Genomic DNA, 17,651 nt, shown 5'->3' on the forward strand with positions numbered 1-17,651 from the left:
TGTGCTGTTCACTTCCTGGATCAACCCGCTCTCTTGTTCGTGGAAAAGCGGAAAAGTTGATCGGTCCTAGACTGTTGGAGCATCTTCTCCGCGCTTCTGCGAAGACAGGATGCCCTTGAACGTGTGTTGTCAGGCCATTTCGCGATGACCGTATCCTTCAAGGTGCCCTCAGGCCCGGGCTTCTCCCGGACCGGGAACACTGACCCCTTCATCAGTATATTGATTCAGTTTGTTGCGCAGGGTCCGTATGGAAATACCCAGAATTTTTGCGGCATGCGTCCGATTGCCCAGGCAATGATCGAGGGTATCGAGGATGAGATCCCGCTCCACATCGGACACGGTCCGCCCGACGAACGAACGGCTGACGGCCTCCGCCGTCTGCGCGGCCCGCTCGGCCGGTCCACCACCGACCGACAGGGGAGACCCGTCCGGCATGCGGATGGCCTCGACACCGATTTCCTCGCCGGACGCCAGAAGCACGGCCCGGTGCATGGTGTTTTCCAGTTCGCGCACGTTGCCGGGCCAAAGATTGGTCATCAGCGCGTGACGGGCATCTGCCGCCAGCGGCCTCTCCGGAACGCCGTTCGCCTCGGAATAATGCTTGATGAAGAATTGAGCGAGTTCCATGATGTCCGCCGGACGCTCCCGCAGGGACGGCAGCTTCAGGTTCACCACATTCAGACGGAACAGCAGGTCTTCGCGGAACAGGCCCTGACGCACGCTTTCGGCAAGGTCCCGGTTGGACGTCGCCAGAATGCGAATATTGACTGGCACCGGCCGGGTTCCCCCCACACGGTCGATCACCCGCTCCTGAATGGCGCGCAGCAGCTTGGCCTGGAGCCGCACATCCATTTCGGAAATTTCGTCGAGCAGCAACGTGCCACCGTCGGCTTCCTCGAACTTGCCGATCCGGCGGGCGACAGCCCCGGTAAAGGAGCCCTTTTCGTGACCGAACAGCTCGGATTCCAGAAGATGCTCCGGTATGGCCGCGCAATTGATCGAAATGAACGACTTCGACGCCCGGTTTGAGCACTTGTGAACGTGGCGCGCGATGACTTCCTTGCCTGTTCCCGATTCGCCGGTAATCAGCACGGAAGCCTCCGAGGGCGCCACCTGTTCGGCAAGCTTGACCACCGATGCCATGGCCTCGTCCCGGTAGATCAGATCGCCACGTTCCTGGGCGACGGCGGCCAGAACGGCTGCGATCATCTCCGGATCGGGCGGCAGAGGTATGTATTCCTTCGCTCCCGCCCGGATTGCCGAGACGGCTGCCTGGGCATCGGTCTCGATGCCGCAGGCAACAACCGGAACATGAACCCGTTCGTTCTGAAGTTTGACGATCAGCCCCGCGATGTCGAGGTGAACCTCGACCATCAGAAGATCCGCTCCGCGACCGGAGCGAAGAACCTTCAGTGCCCCTTCGATGTCATCTGCATGCGTGACCTGCGCACCGCCCTGCATTGCCATCTTGGACGCGGTCGTCAGCTGGCCTCCTAGGGTTCCGACAATTAACAGGCGCATGCGCTATCTTTCCTATCGATCGGTCTTGATGATTTCCGTCATGGTCACGCCGAGCTTGTCTTCCACCAGGACAACCTCTCCACGTGCAACCAGACGGTCATTCACATAAATATCAATGGCTTCCCCGACCTTCCGATCCAGCTCGAGAACGGTTCCCGAGGCCAGTTTCAAAAGTTCCGAGACATGCATTTTAGAATGTCCGAGAACCGCCGAAATCCGGACAGGAACGTCGAACACCGCCTCCAGATCCGCAGCCGATTGCGGCACCTGTACTTCCGCCTCGCCCGCCTCGCGCTGGGGGACTTCAAGCTCGTCAAGCTGTATGTTGGTGTCTTGTTCGTCACTCATACGCCAGGTTCCTTCTCCGCCGACGGGGCGGACGTTTGTCCATTCTTGGCTGCGACGCGTGCCCGCAGATAGGCGCGAATGCTCGTGTCGATCGTGCCTTCAAGCGCCTTGCGGTCACGCCGAATACCGCCATCCGCCCATTCGATATGACAGTCGCCGCGGCTGATTTCCGGTTCACCGAGGATCACAAGCCGGCCCTCGAACCCATTTTCATGAATGATGGGGTCGACCTGGGCTTTCAGTGCCTCGACATCCTTTTCCGCGATGCGGATCACAAGATGCGGCGCCTTGCGCAGCGGCCCAAGGCATTCTGACACCAATGCAAGGGTTTCCGCCAGCGGCTGGCGGGCAATCAGGTGGGCGCAAAGACGTCTAGCCACAAGAAATGCAAGGCTGACGGCTTCCTGCTCGCGAACTACCTGCTGGTCGTCCAGCGACTTGAGCACCTGACTGACGGCTTCGGTCAGATGGCCGACCTCGGCTGTCAGCAGCGTTTCCTGCTTCGTCTGCAGATCCGCAAGCGCCTTCACCCGCCCCTCCTCGAGTGCCTGGGCGCGCGCTTTTGCCAGAAGCTTCTCGTGTTCGGCGACCGTGATCATCGGAATCTCCGGTTCGACAGGCGCAACGACTTCCGGCTCCTCCGGTTCGGCGAAGTCGACGTTGAACAGATATTTCGACGGGTTGGTCATGCTGCGCATTGTGTTGTCACGACCTGCCGGCTGATGCATCAGTAGATAATTTCATCATCGCTCTTCGATTTGGAGATCATGATCTCACCCTTGGCGGCGAGATCCTTGGCCTTGTTCACCATGCTCGTCTGCACCTCGTCCACGTCACGCAGGCGGACAGGTCCGAGCGCGTCCATGTCGTCCTGCAACAGCTTCGCCGCACGCGACGACATGTTGCCGAAGAAGAACTCCCTGGCCGCATCGGTGGAGCCCTTGAGAGCGATCGCCAGCTGATCCTTTTCCACATGCCGCAGCAGCGTCTGGGCGCTCGCTGCATCCAGTTTCAGCAGGTCGTCGAAAGTGAACATCAGCGTCTTGATGCGGTCTGCCGCTTCGCGGTTGTCCTCTTCCAGGGCCGCCAGGAACCGGGCTTCCGTCTGCCTGTCGAAATTGTTGAAGATCTCGGCCATCATCTCGTGGCTGTCGCGGCGCGAGGTGTTGGTCAGGTTCGACATGAACTCCACACGCAGCGTCTGCTCGACCTTCTCCAGAACTTCCTTCTGGACCGCGTCCATACGCAGCATGCGGCTGACCACCTCGAGCGCCAATTCTTCCGGCAGAATGCCGAGCACCCGCGCAGCATGGTCGGAATTGATCTTCGACAGCACCACCGCGACGGTCTGCGGGTATTCATTCTTCAGATAGTTGGCGAGAACGTTCTCCTGCACATTGGAAAGCTTCTCCCACATGTTACGACCGGCCGGCCCGCGGATTTCCTCCATGATGACGGAAACCTTGTCGCCCGGCAGGAAGCTGGCCAGAAGGCGTTCGGTCGCATCGACGTTACCGGTGAGCGCCCCCGTTGAACTGACCCGGCGGACGAAATCCTTGAACAGGTCTTCAAGCATGTTCGGTGTGACCGGCCCGAGATTGGCCATCGCCGTGGAGACCTGGCGCACTTCGATTTCATCGAGCTTTTGCCAGATCGGCGAGCCGTGCGCCTCTCCAAGCGCAAGCAGCAGAACCGCGGCGCGTTCGGCGCCCTTGAGTTCACGGTCTTCCTCGTCGGCACTGACCTGCAGTTGTTTTTGAAGTACATCGCTCACTGTTAAGCCGCCGCCTGTTGATCCAGCCAGCCGCGGACGATCGTTACCGCTTCTGACGGATGGTCCTTGATCATTTCACCGACCTTTGAAATCGAGCTTGCCTGCATCGCACCTTCATGCTTGGCCTGCTCCAGCCACTCGATCACGAATTCGTCTTCCGGATCCTCATCCTTGGCGACTTCCGTCTCGACCACCAGGGTGCCGTCAGGACCGATCATCAGTTCCTGAGGCTGCTTTTCTTCCGGCGTGACGATGCGGCGCAGCAGCGGACGGACCACGAAGAGCAACAGCAGGATCGCGATCAGGGAAAGAACTCCCAACTCCGCGAACCGGACGATGTCGTCGCGCGTAAAGTCGAACAGGCTGTCGCCTTCGGCCAGCAGATCGTCCTGCGGAGGCAATGCGAACTGCAGGTTGACGACTTCAACCACATCCCCCCGGGTTTCGTCATAGCCAACGGCGGAACGCACCAGAACGGCGATCCTGTCCAATGTTTCCTGATCGCGCGGGGTATAGACGGCTTTTCCGTCCTCGTCCGGCACATAGGTGCCGTCGACAAGCACAGCAACGCTCAGACGGTCCACCTGGCCGGCTTCCATGATCTCGGTGCGAGTAGAACGGGAAATCTCGTAGTTGACGATTTCCTCGACCAGGTTGCTGGTGTCCCTGTCGCCCGCATTGTCGCCTTCCTGCGCATTGGGCAACTCGTTGCCAACGGTCACCTGACCGTTCCTGCTGACGGCGGAAGACGCTTCTTCCTTCGATTGCGTCGAACGTACGACCTGCCCTTCCGGATCGAAGGTCTCGGTGGTTTCCGTCAGACGGTTGTAGTCGATATCCGCGTTCACCCGGACCCGGGCCCTGCCGGGCCCGACGACGGAGTTCAGGATCTCTTCGATCTGGTTGCGCAGACGGCTTTCGACGGCAACAGTCCGTTCCTGAAGCGAGGCGGACACCATGCCATCTTCGTCGGTACCGGCGCCGGAGGCCAGCAAGCGGCCGCTTTCGTCGACGATCGAAACCTTGTCTGGATCAAGTCCGTCAACCGCGGTTGCCACCAGATGCTGGACGGCTCGGATTTCACCCGGCCCGAGAGAGCCCCGGACATTCAGGACGATGGATGCGGACGGAGGACGGCGGTCGCGCTGGAACAGCTGCCGCTCCGGTATGACCAGATGGACCCGCGCCGACCGGATGCGGTCCAGCGTCCCGATAGTGCGCGACAGCTCGCCTTCCATGGCGCGAAGATGATTGATGTTCTGAACGAAGCTGGTCGCTCCCAGTGTATCGGTCTTGTCGAAGATCTCGTAACCGATGGAGCCGCCGGTCGGCAGACCTTCCGCGGCGAGCTGCATGCGCAGCCGGGCAACCTGTTCGCGGGGAACCAGGATGGTCGAGCCTTCACGCTTCAGCTCGAACTGAACTCCCTGGGACTCCAGCTGGGAGACCACAGCCGCGGAATCCTCCAGCGCCATCTCGTTATAGAGGGTCGTCATCTGCGGCGCGGTCACGCGCATGATGATAAAGGCGAACACCCCGACCAAGATCGCAGCGACAGCGCCCATCGCGGCGATACGTGCCGCGCCCAAAGTTCTGATGAATTCTACCAGTCCGTTCACGAATGCCCGCCCGCATCTGAAACATGCTCTGCCGTTATTATTGGAGTCGGTCAGACATGCCACACCTTCGATGGGCAAAATTTGCCGCCCTGATGGTTAACAACAGGTTAACGGATCTCTTTCACCCGGGGCGGAATGGCGGCTTACCGGGCTTCTTCATATTGCAAAACGCAATTGAAGTGGGGAAAAACTGCCTACTTCATTAATGTTTGGATAAGTTGCAGAAGATAAACGGAAATAAAAAAGGCCGGCATAGCCGACCCCTTTCAGGCGCACCATGCGTGCGCCACTCATATTTCACCGTCCGGTTCAGTTCCGATATTGCTGAACCCGGGTCGCTCTCAAACCGGCCAGGCCGTGTTTTTCGATCGAACTCTGCCAGGAGAGGAATTCCTCAACCGTCAGAGTGTATCTTTGGCAGGCCTCCTCGAGGGACAACAGCCCCCCTCGGACAGCAGCGACCACCTCCGCCTTGCGACGGATGACCCATCGCTTTGTGGATGTGGGCGGCAAGTCTGCAATAGTAAGCGGACTGCCGTCAGGCCCGATAACATATTTAACACGCGAACGAATCTGTTCGGTCATTGTACTCTCACACTAACCATGACCAATGTAGACTTCAGACTACAGTAGGACGCTTAACAAACGCCTAAAGCAAAATTGTGTTTTTATTAACTATAAAATCGAAATTTAATGAATGATAATTAGGGTTTGGCAAAGAAAACCATTCAAATGTTTAACCGCATTACATGAATTCGTTAACCTTAAAAATGGCAGATGCAATTTGCAACGCAATTCGAAGTACTTGCGCAGAACGCGAGAGACCGGATTAGCGCCCCAGACAGCTGCGGAGAACGGAAATTTCATTTTCTGAAACGCAAGTCAGCCCGAGAACGGGTGGAGATGGCCGGAGTCAGGCGCAAAAATAATTGTAAAAAACAACAGGAAAGCCCGCCAAAAAGGCTTTCAGGGCGCAGCCGGCCTTCCACTGCGATCAAATCCGCCTTCATATCGATGGGAAAATACGAAATGGACCGACTGGAAGCACAATCAGGCCCGGCCCCCTCTTTGACCGCGCGCCATCCCACCTGCGCCCTCCTGGCAGGTGTCTGCACTGTTTACAGCCTGCTTCAGGCGCAAGCTGGCAACGCCGAGCCCCCTCTTTCCATAGCCCGAACGCAAAACGGAGAGCCGGCGGTGTTGCCGGCTCTCCGTTGGATGCACTGGTTCGAAGTGATCAGTCTGGCTAGCTCGGGCTCGAAACCGCCGTCACCGAGCTTACGGGAATGCTGTGGCCATCGATCTTCAGGATCGCCTCCCCGCTCGACCAGTCGACGCTCTCAACGATCCCCTTGATCGCTGTCGTCACATTCTCGGCACGGCTGGAAGCGTCCTGCATGTCGAAGGAGATCGAATAGGTACCGGCGGGGGCATCCGTGCCGGAATCAGTCTGCCCGTTCCACTGGAAGGAGCCTGAACCGGCCTCGAGCTCAATATCACCGCTATAGACGACGGATCCGGCGGCATCGCGAATTGCGAAAGTTCCCGTCGCATCCTCCTTGATCTCGTATGCCCAGCTGGCCTCACCGCCCGACAGCAGCGTGGTGGAGGCATCCGCGGAGATCTCGTTGCCGATATAGCTGACATAGCTCATGCTTTGATTGCTTTGCAGCGTGGCGATGATGTTCTCGAGGTTCTTGTTCTGCTGAATCCCCTGCTCGACACTGGAATACTGGACCAGTTGACTGGTGTATTCGGCCGAATCCATCGGATCGAGCGGATCCTGGTTCTGGATCTGCGTGGTCAGAATGCTCAGGAACAGATCGTAACTGGCCATCAGCCCCTGTTGGGCGGAGGTGCTCTGACTCTGTGCCAGGGTGGATGATGCCGAGGTAACCGTTGTCATATTTCACTCCACAGGCGGATTTCCGCCCTGTTTCAAATCTTGAGGTCCAGTCCGCCGCGTTGCTCCGCGAGCGTCATCCGGACGATCTCTTCCAACATGGGGTCGATCTCCGCTGCCGTGCCCACGGCCTGCTCCTGGCCGCTTTCAGATCCCTGCTCCTGCCTGTCGTCGCCGGAGGCAAATTCACCTCCGCCGTCCTGCTTCAGCGAAAACTGCATGTTCTCCGAATCCGGATTGAGGCCCGCGGCTTCCAGGGCCCTTTCGAGGCCGCGCTGGTCACGCAGGAACATGTCCAGTGTTTCCGGGCGATCGACGATCAGATGCGCATGCACGCTGCCGTCCGAGGAAACTTTCATGTTCACCTCGACCCGGCCGAGCTCCGGCGGATCGAAACGCATCTGGAAACGGGTGTTGCCGTTCTTCAGATTGCGGGCGATCTCCGCGGCCACCTGTGTGGCGACGTGACCGGACTGGCTCTGGTTCGGCGCCTGCAGGCTGTCGGTCCGCATTGCTCCGGAAAGATCGCCGCCGCGCACCGTCGCCGTACCGCCTTCACCGGTGAGGCTCAAATCGGCCCCGTTCACAATCAGCTCGGCCTCGCCGCCTGCCATCATCGACGCGGTCGGGGAAAGTCCGGCGGCCGTCGAAGCTGCTGCGTTTCCACCCGCCAGGCGCGCTTCCGGCCGCACCGAGGCATCAGCTCCGGCCTGACCGCCTGCGGCGCGGTCAGCTAGCCTGTCTGCGAAGGTCGGCGATTTCGGATCCGCCGTTCCTTTGAGACCTGCCGTCTCGTCGCCTGACAGGGTCTCGCTCAAACCTGTGTCACCCGACCGGGGAGCGCCGGCGGCAGCCGCAGGAGATTGCAGCGGCACAGGCGCCTCACCGGGCCGAACTTGAGCCGTGACAGCAGCCTTCACCGCAGAATTGGCCTCTGCAGCGCCACCGGATTGCACTCCTTGTGCACCCCCTTCAACCGTCTTGCCCATATTAAATGTCTGACTGTCGTCACCGGAGAGCGCCCCCGTCTGCCCGGCAGCGGAAAGTCCTGTCGGCTGTCCTGGCAGCTTCACCTGTTCCGCCGCTCCGGCGTCATTTCCCGGCCGAGAGGTCAAACCATCGGCAAGGGCACCCGCTGTTGCAGACTCCTGCCGGAAGGCTGCGGAGGATTGTGGGGGAACCGCGGTCTGCGCCCTGAGTTCCTTCGGCAGTTCGCTCTGCCATCTGCGCTCCGCCGGTCCGGCAGGGGTCGTTCCCGGAGCGGTAGACGCCAGAACGTCGCCGAAAGAGCCGGCTCCCGAAGCGGCCGCAGGCACCTGTCCGGCGCCGCCTGCCGCTCCAGCCTGCCCTTGCGGACCACTGCCCGGAAGACCGGCAATCTGCAGACCAGCTGATCCGGGAAGAGCCCCGCCAGATGAATTTGCACTCGAATTTTGACTTGCCAGCGCGGCGTCCCCGGCCTGAAACGAGGAGCTTGCGGCCTGCCCCGGCAACCCGGCAGCCGGCAGCGGCGGCAGATCAATTCCAGGCGCAACCGCGACGTCTGTCGTCTGGCTCTCATCCGTTGCCCCGTCGGCGTCTTCCGCGGGCAATCCGATCAGGGCTTCGTCGCCCTCCGTCTGCAGAGGATCCGCCACAACCTCACCGGCCGGGAGCTGAAGCATATCTTCAACCGGCGGCACATCGAGACTTACCTTGATCCCCGGCGCGGTCGGCGCAGCAGCTCCGGACACGGCTTCTATACCCTGTGAGCCTTTGCCCGGCCTGGCACCCGAAGCTTCCGGGACCCGGCCCGCATCGGCTGCGCCGAGCTCGGCCGCAAATCCGGCACCGCCCGAGGCTTTTCCGGCATTACCCTGCTTCTGACCGGCGCCCTGCAAGGCGCCGTTCCCAGCCGCCAGAGCTCCGGCGGAAACATCGGTCGTCAATCCAAATGGCAGCAATTGCGCCCCCGATCTCCTCGCCCACCCCGTGGACGCATTTCGTCACCGCTTTGGTAAGCAAGCGCCGGGCCAGTTTAAATCACCCGTCGAGATAATTGTTTTCATTGATTTATTCCTGGCTTCACACCGCGCAAAGCCCCGCAACGGGCGGCAAGCTTTGCCCATGCGGCAATGCGTGCCTGCCATGCGGACCATGGAATTGGCAGGGGCACGGCTTATCTGTATAGTGCCGCCAACTTAAAAACGGACCGCAGCGCCACATCTTGACGGCGCAAGGGCAAGAAAACGCAGTCTTGCGCCGCCCTGCCGGTCGGAAAACGAAGACTTCTGGAAGTGTAATTGATGCGAAACAGTCTGGACCTTCCCGGCCGCCCGGAAGACACGCGGGTCGTTGTCGCCATGTCCGGCGGTGTCGACAGCTCTGTCGTTGCAGCGCTGATGAAGGCCGAAGGGTATGACGTCATCGGCGTCACGCTCCAGCTCTATGATCACGGCGCGGCCGTCAGCAAGGCAAAGTCCTGTTGCGCGGGGGTCGATATTCACGATGCCCGCCGCGCCGCGGAGACAATCGGCATTCCCCATTATGTTCTGGATTACGAAAGCCGCTTCAAGGAACAGGTGATGGACCGGTTCGCCGACAGCTATATTGCCGGTGAAACCCCGATCCCCTGTGTCTCCTGCAACCAGACCGTCAAGTTCACCGATCTTCTCAAGACCGCGCGGGATCTCGGCGCAGACGCGCTGGCCACCGGCCATTACGTGCGCTCCGCGGCAGCGGGCAACAGGCGCGCGCTCTACCGCCCGGCCGATCTCGACCGGGACCAGAGTTATTTCCTGTTCGCAACCACCCAGGAGCAGCTGGATTTCGTCCGCTTCCCCCTCGGCGGCATGCCCAAGGCGAAGGTGCGCGAACTTGGCGCCGAATTTGGACTTTCCGTTGCCAACAAGCCGGACAGCCAGGACATCTGCTTCGTACCCAACGGCGACTATGCCGCCGTCATCCGCAAGCTGCGCCCCAATGCGGCCGAACCGGGCGACATCGTCCACATGGACGGCCGCGTGCTGGGCACCCATGACGGCATCATCCATTTCACCATCGGCCAGCGCCGCGGCATCGGCGTTGCGACCGGCGAGCCGCTCTATGTCGTGCGTCTCGACCCCGAAACCCGGCGCGTCGTCGTCGGTCCCAGGGAAGCACTGGCGACCCGCACCATATTGTTGCGCGAGCTCAACTGGATCGGCGACCAGCCGCTTGACGAAGGCGATGAAATCGAGGTCTTCGCCAAGGTCCGTTCAACCCGCCCCCCGGCTCCGGCGACCGTGCGCATGCTCAACGGCAAGGCCTTTGTCGACCTTGCCAACGGCGAAACCGGCGTCGCCCCCGGCCAGGCCTGCGTCTTCTTCGACAATGACGACGAAACCGCCCGCGTGCTGGGCGGCGGCTGGATCCACAAGACCGAACGAACCGGCACCTGGGCTATCGATTTTCCCCAGGTCGAAAGCCCGGTTTCCGCGGCCTGAAGGCGACAGCAAAACAATCCGGGCAGGCGCAAATTCCACGCTTGACGCCCGCCCGCAGCCTCACTATAAGCACCCCACGTCGCGCAGGCCTTTCGGCCCATGCCGCATGGATGGCGGAGTAGCTCAGCTGGTTAGAGCAGCGGAATCATAATCCGCGTGTCGGGGGTTCAAGTCCCTCCTCCGCTACCATTTTTCATATTAAAATTCAGAGACTTACAACAAACAGCGCCAATTGACTGGCGGTCTCTTGTTGTAGCGCGCAAGTTCGTTTGGCATCCATTTTTTCTGCAAACAGAGCCTTTTCGGCATTAAAATACGACTTGATTAATGCTCTTTCATTGGACGCCAAAAATAGCGGTTTGAGAGAGCACGAGCTGGAGGGCCCTCCGGCAGGGTTTTTCGAAGCGACTACTTTGCACCTTGATTTCAAACGCTCTGTCAGCAGCGGCACACGCCCAATGATCTAATTCAAGTTGACTGCGCTTTCACGACCAATCGGCGGGAGGGAGGCCAGAATAGTTCTTCTGCCGGATTTGCCGACAACGAGACAATGCCTTTTAGACAAAATTGGATTATAGAAAATAAAATTCAGAATACTAACAAATATTAGACATACTAAGAAGCATATAATTAGAATTATTTAATAATTTAAATACGACAAATCGCAAAACCTAGATTTTAAACTAATAAAGATCACAGGATAATTCGTGAATCATTTCACTCTACAAACATTATGTATATTACATCCTTTTTTTAATTGTTAATACCATATTTACAATTTTTGATAGAAATTTCGGCAACTAGGAGCTGCTGTCGCATCTATGCGATCGGTGCGTCCGCGAAGGCCAAGAGAGCTCAAATGCTCAGTGCAGGAGAAATTGTATGAAATCGACAGTTTTGAAACGCTTGTTTTTTGGGGGCTTTATCACTTTAGCACCCTGTCTTGCCAATGCGAACACTGCTACCGCTACGCTCACAGTCACTTCCCAACACCCTATCACCGTGACAATCGGCAGAGATGCACCCTCCTGCAAGGTCACAGCGTCGTCCCCTTGCACCAAGACGGATCTGCCCACCGGCGGATTGGACCTTACGTTCGATGTCACTGAGGGAACGATCCTTCAAGGAGGTACGCTGGCATGCAAGTCAATCGAGCCGGGTATCGGAACGATCCACACTTCAATTTCCGTCAAAGCGGGCGCCCACACCTGCGAGTTGACTGTCAAACCGGCGTTCGATGTTACAGCGTCTGGTGCCGGACTGAGCACGCTTTCGGCGAAGGAAAGCAAGACTCATCCGTGTTATCAAGTTGCTAGCAGCAGCCCCCAGACTTGGGAGTGCCCATATAGTGGTACGACGGAAACCCTCACGCTAACGCCCGGACTTGCAAGCGGGATATTTCTCGGGGGCGGGCAAGGTGCCTGTGCCGACGCCTCTGCGGCCGGCTTTTCCGTCACCGTCACGCCAACCAATTTCAGCTGCATCCTGTATACGGGAAGCCAGCAACCGGACGACGGCTGGTGGACCATGGCCGGACAGAACAGCAGCTATCTCGCGCTACAGCGGAATGCCACTCATTCTGAAAGTATGCTGGGCATGATCTTCACCCAGGATCCTTCCGGTGCAGCGGTCTGGTACATGCTGAACGCCTATTGGAACGATCAGACCGCTGCCTTCACCGGCACAGCAAATACTTATTCCGCTGCGCCGGCCCTTCCTGCGGGTTTTGATACTTTGGCAGCGCCCCGGGTGGACGAGATTGTAGCCGATATAACCTTATCCTTCTCGGGAAGCGGTGCCGGCAGTCTTGTTTGGACATCCAGAGCGGACGGTATGCAGGAAACCATTTCCCTGACGCGCGCCCACAGCAGAGCACAAGGACAGCTATCCGATGCACCGGCTACCGGCTGGTACGGTGCCAATGTTTCAACTTCGCCACTTGTCCTCGGCGGGACGGGCATGTTCCTCGAGATGTGGGGAACCGACAGCGCGCCTAATGCTCTAATGGGTGTTTACTGGTACGAACCAATGACAGGCAAGCCCAGGTGGTGGATTTCCGATCAGGCTGGAACAACCGTGACGCCATATTCGGTAAAAGATACGCAAACCGGTTGGACAATGGCCACGCATTTCGACAGCGGATCAGACTTCCTTACCGGTTTCGGCGTCGAACGGGCGTCGGATACGAGCGGTGTGTTTCGCCTTCTCCCGTTAAAAGTCGAGCTGGTTGGCCAGACTAGCAGCACAATTGCGACATTTGATCCCTATACTGCCTGGGGGGATACGACACATGGCTACTGGATGTCCCTTGGCTCGGAAGATACCGGCTTGGCCGACCCCTATGTCACCTTTTTCCCCGGCAGCAATTCAGCTGATCAACTGCGGTATGTGCCAACATCAGGCAACAATGCCAATAGCTTGATCGGTTTTCCGAGCACCACTTCGGTGAGACTGTCAGACATTGCAAGCGCTGCGCTGTTCGCCAGCAATCAGACGGTGGGCGGAGATCTTTATTTCTCGGATAAACCGCTTGAGATGAAAGTAAGAAACACCTGCACCCCGGTCACCGCCACGCAGTTTCAAGCGCCGTCCCCTGTCGACAGCACCGACTGCAACTATAAGACACGCTGGCAGTTCATCGAGCTCGGCGGCGTGTTCGATGTTACCTATATCAATCTCTATTCTATTCCCGTTGCAATCAATCAAGGTGCAAGCCGCTATGGGGAGCCGCTTGCCGACAAGTCGTTATCCGGCTTGTCCGGCGACCTCGCAACCTTGGCCGGCAGCAACTCGGGCACGGTAACCGTTAAAAACACCGCGGGTGAAACTGTCCGCGTGATCAGTCCCGCCAACGGCAGCAAATGGGCTGGACATTACCCCGGATTTGCGGACTACTTGAGCAGTGCTTTCAACGAACAGACTGGCACGCCGACGGTACCGATTTCAGTCAGCAACACCTACGAAAGTGCGGCAAGGGATTCCGACAGTACGATCTGTTCGGCAGCTGCGTTTGAAAAACAGGCCTATTCGACTTCCTCGGTCACCTATCACTCAACTGGTGCCACGCAGGGGGCGTTGACCATCGTTGGCAGCGCCAAAGTAATTGACGATTTCACGATTACTGCCTACACGCCGGTTACACCCCGGCCCACGGGTTGTTCCGGGAGCACCGGGGCGCAAACCTGTTATACACCCGGTTTGACCCCGGCTGCGTTTTCCAACGCGATCTACGAAGCCGTCGTGTATTACAGTGTCAAAAATCACGCATGCACCTCCGGCCAAATCGAAAGCAACGGGTCGAACAATGTATTCTCGGCTGTGGTGCGCGATGTTTTGGTGGGGCTCGCCAGCGGCTTTGTGGATAGCACGACGAAGAGCCCGGAAGGGCTTAACCCAGCCAACAAAACCTACGGCAAGATGACGAGTGCACAATGGTCAGCGGATGCGGCCAAGCTGTTTCATCAGGTGCAGTCGAGCGCTTATTACAATACATGGGCAGCGGAAATCAGAGAAACATTCGGAAGTGGCGTCTATAGTTTCCAGTATTCGGACTTTTTCGCCAAAGACGGTCCGATCGGAAACCCTCAGCTCTCGCTTGTCCCGATGGTGCCAGTCGGCGTGAAAATCCTCGATTCATCCCAATAGAGTGGGTGCCCGCCAGACCCGAACTGCTGAGAGGCGCGGAAGGAAAGCGACAAGGTCTACGAATATCGCAAGCTTCATAAAGACCTGCTTGATCAGCAGGAACGGGTGGAAAATACCGGTTGAGCTAGAGGTGCGCCAAGGACATGGCCTGCGCACCTCCAAGGGCCTGTAAATCAGCCTCTAACTGTCCCGATATGCCGTCCGTAGACTTCGGCGCGCGTCCTTGTCGCGCGCCCTTCATAAGCGCGTCCACAACGTCGGTACAAAACCTCAGGCACCGGCGCGCGAACGCTGCGCTTGTCCGGGCCAGTTCGCCGCCGGTCCAAACCGGCCGGCAGATGCCCCTCTTCCCGCTTACCCCCGGGACGGCAACCAGGTGGCAAGGGGTGGGAAGAGGATCAGCAGGACCACCACCAGAAGCGAACACAGGATGAAGGGGATCGCCGCGCTGTAGATCTCCTTCATGGTGGTGCCGGGTGGTGCAACGCCTTTCATCACGAACAACAACAGGCCAAAGGGCGGCGTGGTGAAGCTGATTTCCAGCGCCAGCAGCATGACCAGCCCGAACCAGATCGGGTCGAAGCCGATGCTTGTGGCCAGCGGAAAGAAAATCGGCACCGTCAGCAGCATGATGGAAATCTGTTCCATGAACATGCCGAGCAGGAGCAGCACCGCGAACATCACCAGCAGCATGTAGGTCGGCTCCAGCTCGAAGCCCGTGGCCCAGGAAATCAGACCTCGGGACGCGCCGGAGAAGGCCAGAAGCTGGCTGAAGGTGGCCGAGCCGAACACGATCAGATAGGCCATCAGCGTCACCCGCAACGCCCCCCAGACCGATGCCTTGACCGATTGCCAGGTCAGGCACCGGTAGAGCGCGGCCAGGATGAACACACCCAGCGCGCCGAAGGCCGCCGCTTCCGAAGGCGTGACGAAGCCGTTGATCATCAGCACCACGATGACGGCCATCAGACCGATTTGCGGCACCACGTCGGTCAGGAGAAGCGACAGTTTCTGTCCGGGCCCCATGGGCTCCACGTCATAGGCCGGTGCGGCCAGCGGATCGCGTTTGGTCTGCAGCCAGATGGTCAGAATGTAAAGGCCGGCCAGGATCAGTCCGGGAATGATGCCCGCCACCAGCAGAGCACCGACATCGATCTGGGCGAGGGTTGCCAACAGCACGGCCAAAGCGGACGGGGGAATGATGATCGCCAAGCCACCGGTGCCGAGGATCGGGCCGATGGACATGTGACTCTTGTAGCCACGCGCCTTCATCTCCGGAACCATCAGGCTTCCGAGCAGCGCGGTGGACCCCATCGACGAGCCCGACAGCGTCGAGAACCCGGTTCCGCCCAGAACCGTCACATAGCTCAGGCGCCCCGGCAGCTTGCCCAGCAGCCGGTCGATGGCATTGAACATCCGCCCGCCGAGGCCGGTCTGGAAGAAGACTTCTCCCATAAGCAGGAAAAGCGGGATCGGGACGAGCGCGAATTTCGTCAGCGCGCCGAGACCATTGTTCAGCAGCGCGCTGACACCGCGCTCGCCGCCCATGAAGATCCAGGCACCGATGATATTGGCGGCCAGAAAGGCCAGCGCCACCGGCATGCCGATGGCCATGAGAAAGACGATGCTGCCGAGCAGGACCGCGAGCGCTTCGTACCATTCCATTATTCGTGTATCCCCGCCTCGCCAGAATGCATGAGCTCTTTTCCGAAGACGAAACGTGCAAACTCGATCGCCATCACACCGAAGGCGATCGGGAAGGAAATCGTCAGCATCCAGCGGGGAAAGAAATAGGCCCGCACGTCATAGTCGCCGCGCGCAATATTGGTCTGGAACAGGTCGAAGCCCTTCCAGGCAAGCACGAGACAAACCAGCACGCACAGGAATGCGACCAGCCGGCTGACGACGACCTTCCCCATTGGGGGAAGCTTGGCGGTCACCAGTTCGATATGCACATGCCCTTTCTTGCGCACCAGCCAGGGCGCGCCCAGCATGGTCATGTAGAGCAGCGCATATTCGGCGGATGTGAACAGCCAGGCGAAGGGCTGAATGCCGATGTTTCTCATCACCACGGAGATGACGATCGACACCATCAGCCAGACAAGCATCAGGGCGGCAACAAGGCCCATGAATTCCACCAGCCTGTCATATATTCGCGTCATCAAATGCATCGCAGCCTCCGGACCGCCGGCACCCTCCAGATGAATACGGAGCCGCCGGACCCGATGTTCGGATCCGCGGCAGGCTTGCCCCGCCCATCAGGTGTCACCCGTATTCTTTCAAAGTGCTCCAGGACATGGAAAGGCCCGGCGCCCTCGGGCGCCGGGCCAGGATGTTACCGGTTACTTGTCGGCAGCCGGATCGTAGAACAACTCGATCAGCGTGTCGTAGTTCGCGGTGCCGCCGGGCTGTTCGGCCATGAGTTCCTTCATGCGCTCCCAGGTCTTTTCCCGGGCGGCAAGCAGATAGTTGGCTTTCGCCTCCCCTTCGAGGCTAACCACCTCCATGCCCTGTTCGGCGAGCTTGGCGAAGTCCTCGTCGCGCTTGGCGCCCAGAGCTTCGACACTGTCCTTCTCGTGCTGGATCGCAACGTCCTGAAGGATTTTCTTGGCTTCGTCGCTCAGGCTGTTCCACTTCTCGAGATTGACGATCACGCCGAGATCGGTCGAGAAGAAGCAGGGTTCGATCCGGTAATTCAGGAATTCGTTCCACTTCAGGTCGATCAGGCCGATCTGTGTCCAGCCGGTCGCATCGACAACGCCGCGCTGCAGGCCCGCATAGACATCACCAGTCGGAAGGTCGATGACCTGTGCGCCGAGATAGTTTGAAAAGAATGCGTTGTAGACCGAATTGCCGCGAAGCTTTAGGCCTTCCACCTTCAGGTTGCCGGCGTCATCGAAATCGGGAGCGTCACGCGTCCACAGATTGTAGCAAACGCCGCTGTCGAACCAGCCGAGATATTTCAGTCCCATCTTTTCCTGGTGGATCTGATCGATCAGCTCGATGCCGCCATTGGCGCGCGTTTCGACTGCCGTGAGATTTGACGCGACCATCGCGTCCTTTTCAGGCAACGAACCTCCGTAGAAGGACCCCGGCGTATAGACCATGTCCACAACGCCGTCGCGAACCGCGTCGGGTTGCTGGAACATGCCGATTGCTTCAGGGCCGCCGCGCACCTCGATCTGAACGACGCCCTTGCCGGCCTCGTTGACCTTGTCGACGAAAGACAGGAAGCTTTTCGTATAGATGAGCGTTTCCGGAAACGCGTGAACTGCGGTCACGGTTTCTTCGGCATATGCATTCGCCCCGAACAGGGCCGATCCGGCGACAAACACGCCGATCACTTGTTTCTTCATCGGTCTCTCCACTTTTCCCCG

General features: G+C 58.9%; 14 protein-coding genes and 1 tRNA gene. 3 read left to right on the forward strand and 12 right to left on the reverse strand.

The window, feature by feature from the left end; all coding sequences use genetic code 11:
- Nucleotides 1–168 precede the first annotated feature (168 nt).
- From Q1B40_RS13615 to Q1B40_RS13655, 9 genes are all read right to left on the reverse strand, one after another.
- On the reverse strand, nucleotides 169–1,521 hold the full coding sequence (locus Q1B40_RS13615; RefSeq protein WP_299815437.1) for a sigma-54 dependent transcriptional regulator: 1,353 nt from the start codon (nucleotides 1,519–1,521) through the stop codon (nucleotides 169–171).
- A 12-nt stretch (nucleotides 1,522–1,533) separates the two neighbouring features.
- A complete protein-coding gene (gene fliN / locus Q1B40_RS13620; protein ID WP_299815440.1) occupies nucleotides 1,534–1,869 on the reverse strand; it encodes a flagellar motor switch protein FliN in 336 nt (111 codons plus the stop codon).
- Nucleotides 1,866–2,567, reverse strand: a complete 702-nt coding sequence (locus Q1B40_RS13625; RefSeq protein ID WP_299815443.1) for a FliH/SctL family protein — start codon at nucleotides 2,565–2,567, stop codon at nucleotides 1,866–1,868. The genes fliN and Q1B40_RS13625 overlap by 4 nt, the downstream gene beginning before the upstream one ends.
- Before the next feature lie 29 nt (nucleotides 2,568–2,596).
- Nucleotides 2,597–3,643: a flagellar motor switch protein FliG gene (gene fliG, locus Q1B40_RS13630; RefSeq protein WP_299815446.1), complete on the reverse strand. Its 1,047-nt coding sequence runs from the start codon at nucleotides 3,641–3,643 to the stop codon at nucleotides 2,597–2,599.
- 2 nt (nucleotides 3,644–3,645) lie between these two features.
- On the reverse strand, nucleotides 3,646–5,262 hold the full coding sequence (gene fliF / locus Q1B40_RS13635) for a flagellar basal-body MS-ring/collar protein FliF (RefSeq protein ID WP_299815449.1): 1,617 nt from the start codon (nucleotides 5,260–5,262) through the stop codon (nucleotides 3,646–3,648).
- 156 nt (nucleotides 5,263–5,418) lie between these two features.
- On the reverse strand, nucleotides 5,419–5,556 hold the full coding sequence (locus Q1B40_RS13640; protein WP_299815452.1) for a hypothetical protein: 138 nt from the start codon (nucleotides 5,554–5,556) through the stop codon (nucleotides 5,419–5,421).
- Nucleotides 5,557–5,571: 15 nt separating this feature from the next.
- On the reverse strand, nucleotides 5,572–5,847 hold the full coding sequence (locus Q1B40_RS13645) for a DUF1153 domain-containing protein (RefSeq protein ID WP_068412649.1): 276 nt from the start codon (nucleotides 5,845–5,847) through the stop codon (nucleotides 5,572–5,574).
- A 661-nt stretch (nucleotides 5,848–6,508) separates the two neighbouring features.
- Nucleotides 6,509–7,168, reverse strand: a complete 660-nt coding sequence (locus Q1B40_RS13650; RefSeq protein WP_299815457.1) for a flagellar hook capping FlgD N-terminal domain-containing protein — start codon at nucleotides 7,166–7,168, stop codon at nucleotides 6,509–6,511.
- A gap of 32 nt (nucleotides 7,169–7,200) precedes the next feature.
- The gene (locus Q1B40_RS13655) at nucleotides 7,201–9,108 is read right to left on the reverse strand and encodes a flagellar hook-length control protein FliK (RefSeq protein WP_299815460.1); all 1,908 of its coding nucleotides are present in this window, start codon (nucleotides 9,106–9,108) and stop codon (nucleotides 7,201–7,203) included.
- Nucleotides 9,109–9,447: 339 nt separating this feature from the next.
- On the opposite strand from Q1B40_RS13655, the gene mnmA reads away from it, so the two are divergent.
- The 3 genes from mnmA to Q1B40_RS13670 all read left to right on the forward strand — a co-directional run bounded on the left by mnmA (nucleotide 9,448) and on the right by Q1B40_RS13670 (nucleotide 14,274).
- Entirely contained in the window at nucleotides 9,448–10,629 is a 1,182-nt protein-coding gene (gene mnmA / locus Q1B40_RS13660; protein ID WP_299815463.1) for a tRNA 2-thiouridine(34) synthase MnmA, read from the forward strand.
- A 112-nt stretch (nucleotides 10,630–10,741) separates the two neighbouring features.
- A tRNA-Met gene (locus tag Q1B40_RS13665) sits at nucleotides 10,742–10,818 on the forward strand.
- 693 nt (nucleotides 10,819–11,511) lie between these two features.
- Nucleotides 11,512–14,274: a beta-1,3-glucanase family protein gene (locus tag Q1B40_RS13670; protein ID WP_299815466.1), complete on the forward strand. Its 2,763-nt coding sequence runs from the start codon at nucleotides 11,512–11,514 to the stop codon at nucleotides 14,272–14,274.
- A 354-nt stretch (nucleotides 14,275–14,628) separates the two neighbouring features.
- On the opposite strand, the gene Q1B40_RS13675 is transcribed toward Q1B40_RS13670, so the two are convergent.
- The 3 genes from Q1B40_RS13675 to dctP all read right to left on the reverse strand — a co-directional run bounded on the left by Q1B40_RS13675 (nucleotide 14,629) and on the right by dctP (nucleotide 17,630).
- The gene (locus tag Q1B40_RS13675) at nucleotides 14,629–15,939 is read right to left on the reverse strand and encodes a TRAP transporter large permease (protein WP_299815469.1); all 1,311 of its coding nucleotides are present in this window, start codon (nucleotides 15,937–15,939) and stop codon (nucleotides 14,629–14,631) included.
- Nucleotides 15,939–16,445: a TRAP transporter small permease gene (locus tag Q1B40_RS13680; RefSeq protein WP_299815472.1), complete on the reverse strand. Its 507-nt coding sequence runs from the start codon at nucleotides 16,443–16,445 to the stop codon at nucleotides 15,939–15,941. Before Q1B40_RS13680 ends, Q1B40_RS13675 begins: the two co-directional genes overlap by 1 nt.
- A 171-nt stretch (nucleotides 16,446–16,616) precedes the next feature.
- Nucleotides 16,617–17,630 carry a TRAP transporter substrate-binding protein DctP gene (gene dctP / locus Q1B40_RS13685; RefSeq protein ID WP_299815475.1) on the reverse strand — a complete coding sequence of 338 codons (1,014 nt, stop codon included), beginning with the start codon at nucleotides 17,628–17,630 and terminating at the stop codon, nucleotides 16,617–16,619.
- Nucleotides 17,631–17,651: the final 21 nt, after the last annotated feature.

Origin of the sequence: uncultured Roseibium sp., assembly GCF_947496995.1 — a bacterium.
Taxonomy (GTDB): Bacteria; Pseudomonadota; Alphaproteobacteria; order Rhizobiales; family Stappiaceae; genus Roseibium.

Coding starts and splice junctions, on each gene's coding strand:
- Q1B40_RS13625 (WP_299815443.1), bottom strand. CDS start 2,567: ATGCGCAGCATGACCAACCCGTCGAAATATCTGTTCAACGTCGACTTC.
- Q1B40_RS13675 (WP_299815469.1), bottom strand. CDS start 15,939: ATGGAATGGTACGAAGCGCTCGCGGTCCTGCTCGGCAGCATCGTCTTT.
- Q1B40_RS13680 (WP_299815472.1), bottom strand. CDS start 16,445: ATGCATTTGATGACGCGAATATATGACAGGCTGGTGGAATTCATGGGC.
- Q1B40_RS13650 (WP_299815457.1), bottom strand. CDS start 7,168: ATGACAACGGTTACCTCGGCATCATCCACCCTGGCACAGAGTCAGAGC.
- fliN (WP_299815440.1), bottom strand. CDS start 1,869: ATGAGTGACGAACAAGACACCAACATACAGCTTGACGAGCTTGAAGTC.
- Q1B40_RS13670 (WP_299815466.1), top strand. CDS start 11,512: ATGAAATCGACAGTTTTGAAACGCTTGTTTTTTGGGGGCTTTATCACT.
- Q1B40_RS13615 (WP_299815437.1), bottom strand. CDS start 1,521: ATGCGCCTGTTAATTGTCGGAACCCTAGGAGGCCAGCTGACGACCGCG.
- Q1B40_RS13640 (WP_299815452.1), bottom strand. CDS start 5,556: ATGAGTGGCGCACGCATGGTGCGCCTGAAAGGGGTCGGCTATGCCGGC.
- Q1B40_RS13645 (WP_068412649.1), bottom strand. CDS start 5,847: ATGACCGAACAGATTCGTTCGCGTGTTAAATATGTTATCGGGCCTGAC.
- dctP (WP_299815475.1), bottom strand. CDS start 17,630: ATGAAGAAACAAGTGATCGGCGTGTTTGTCGCCGGATCGGCCCTGTTC.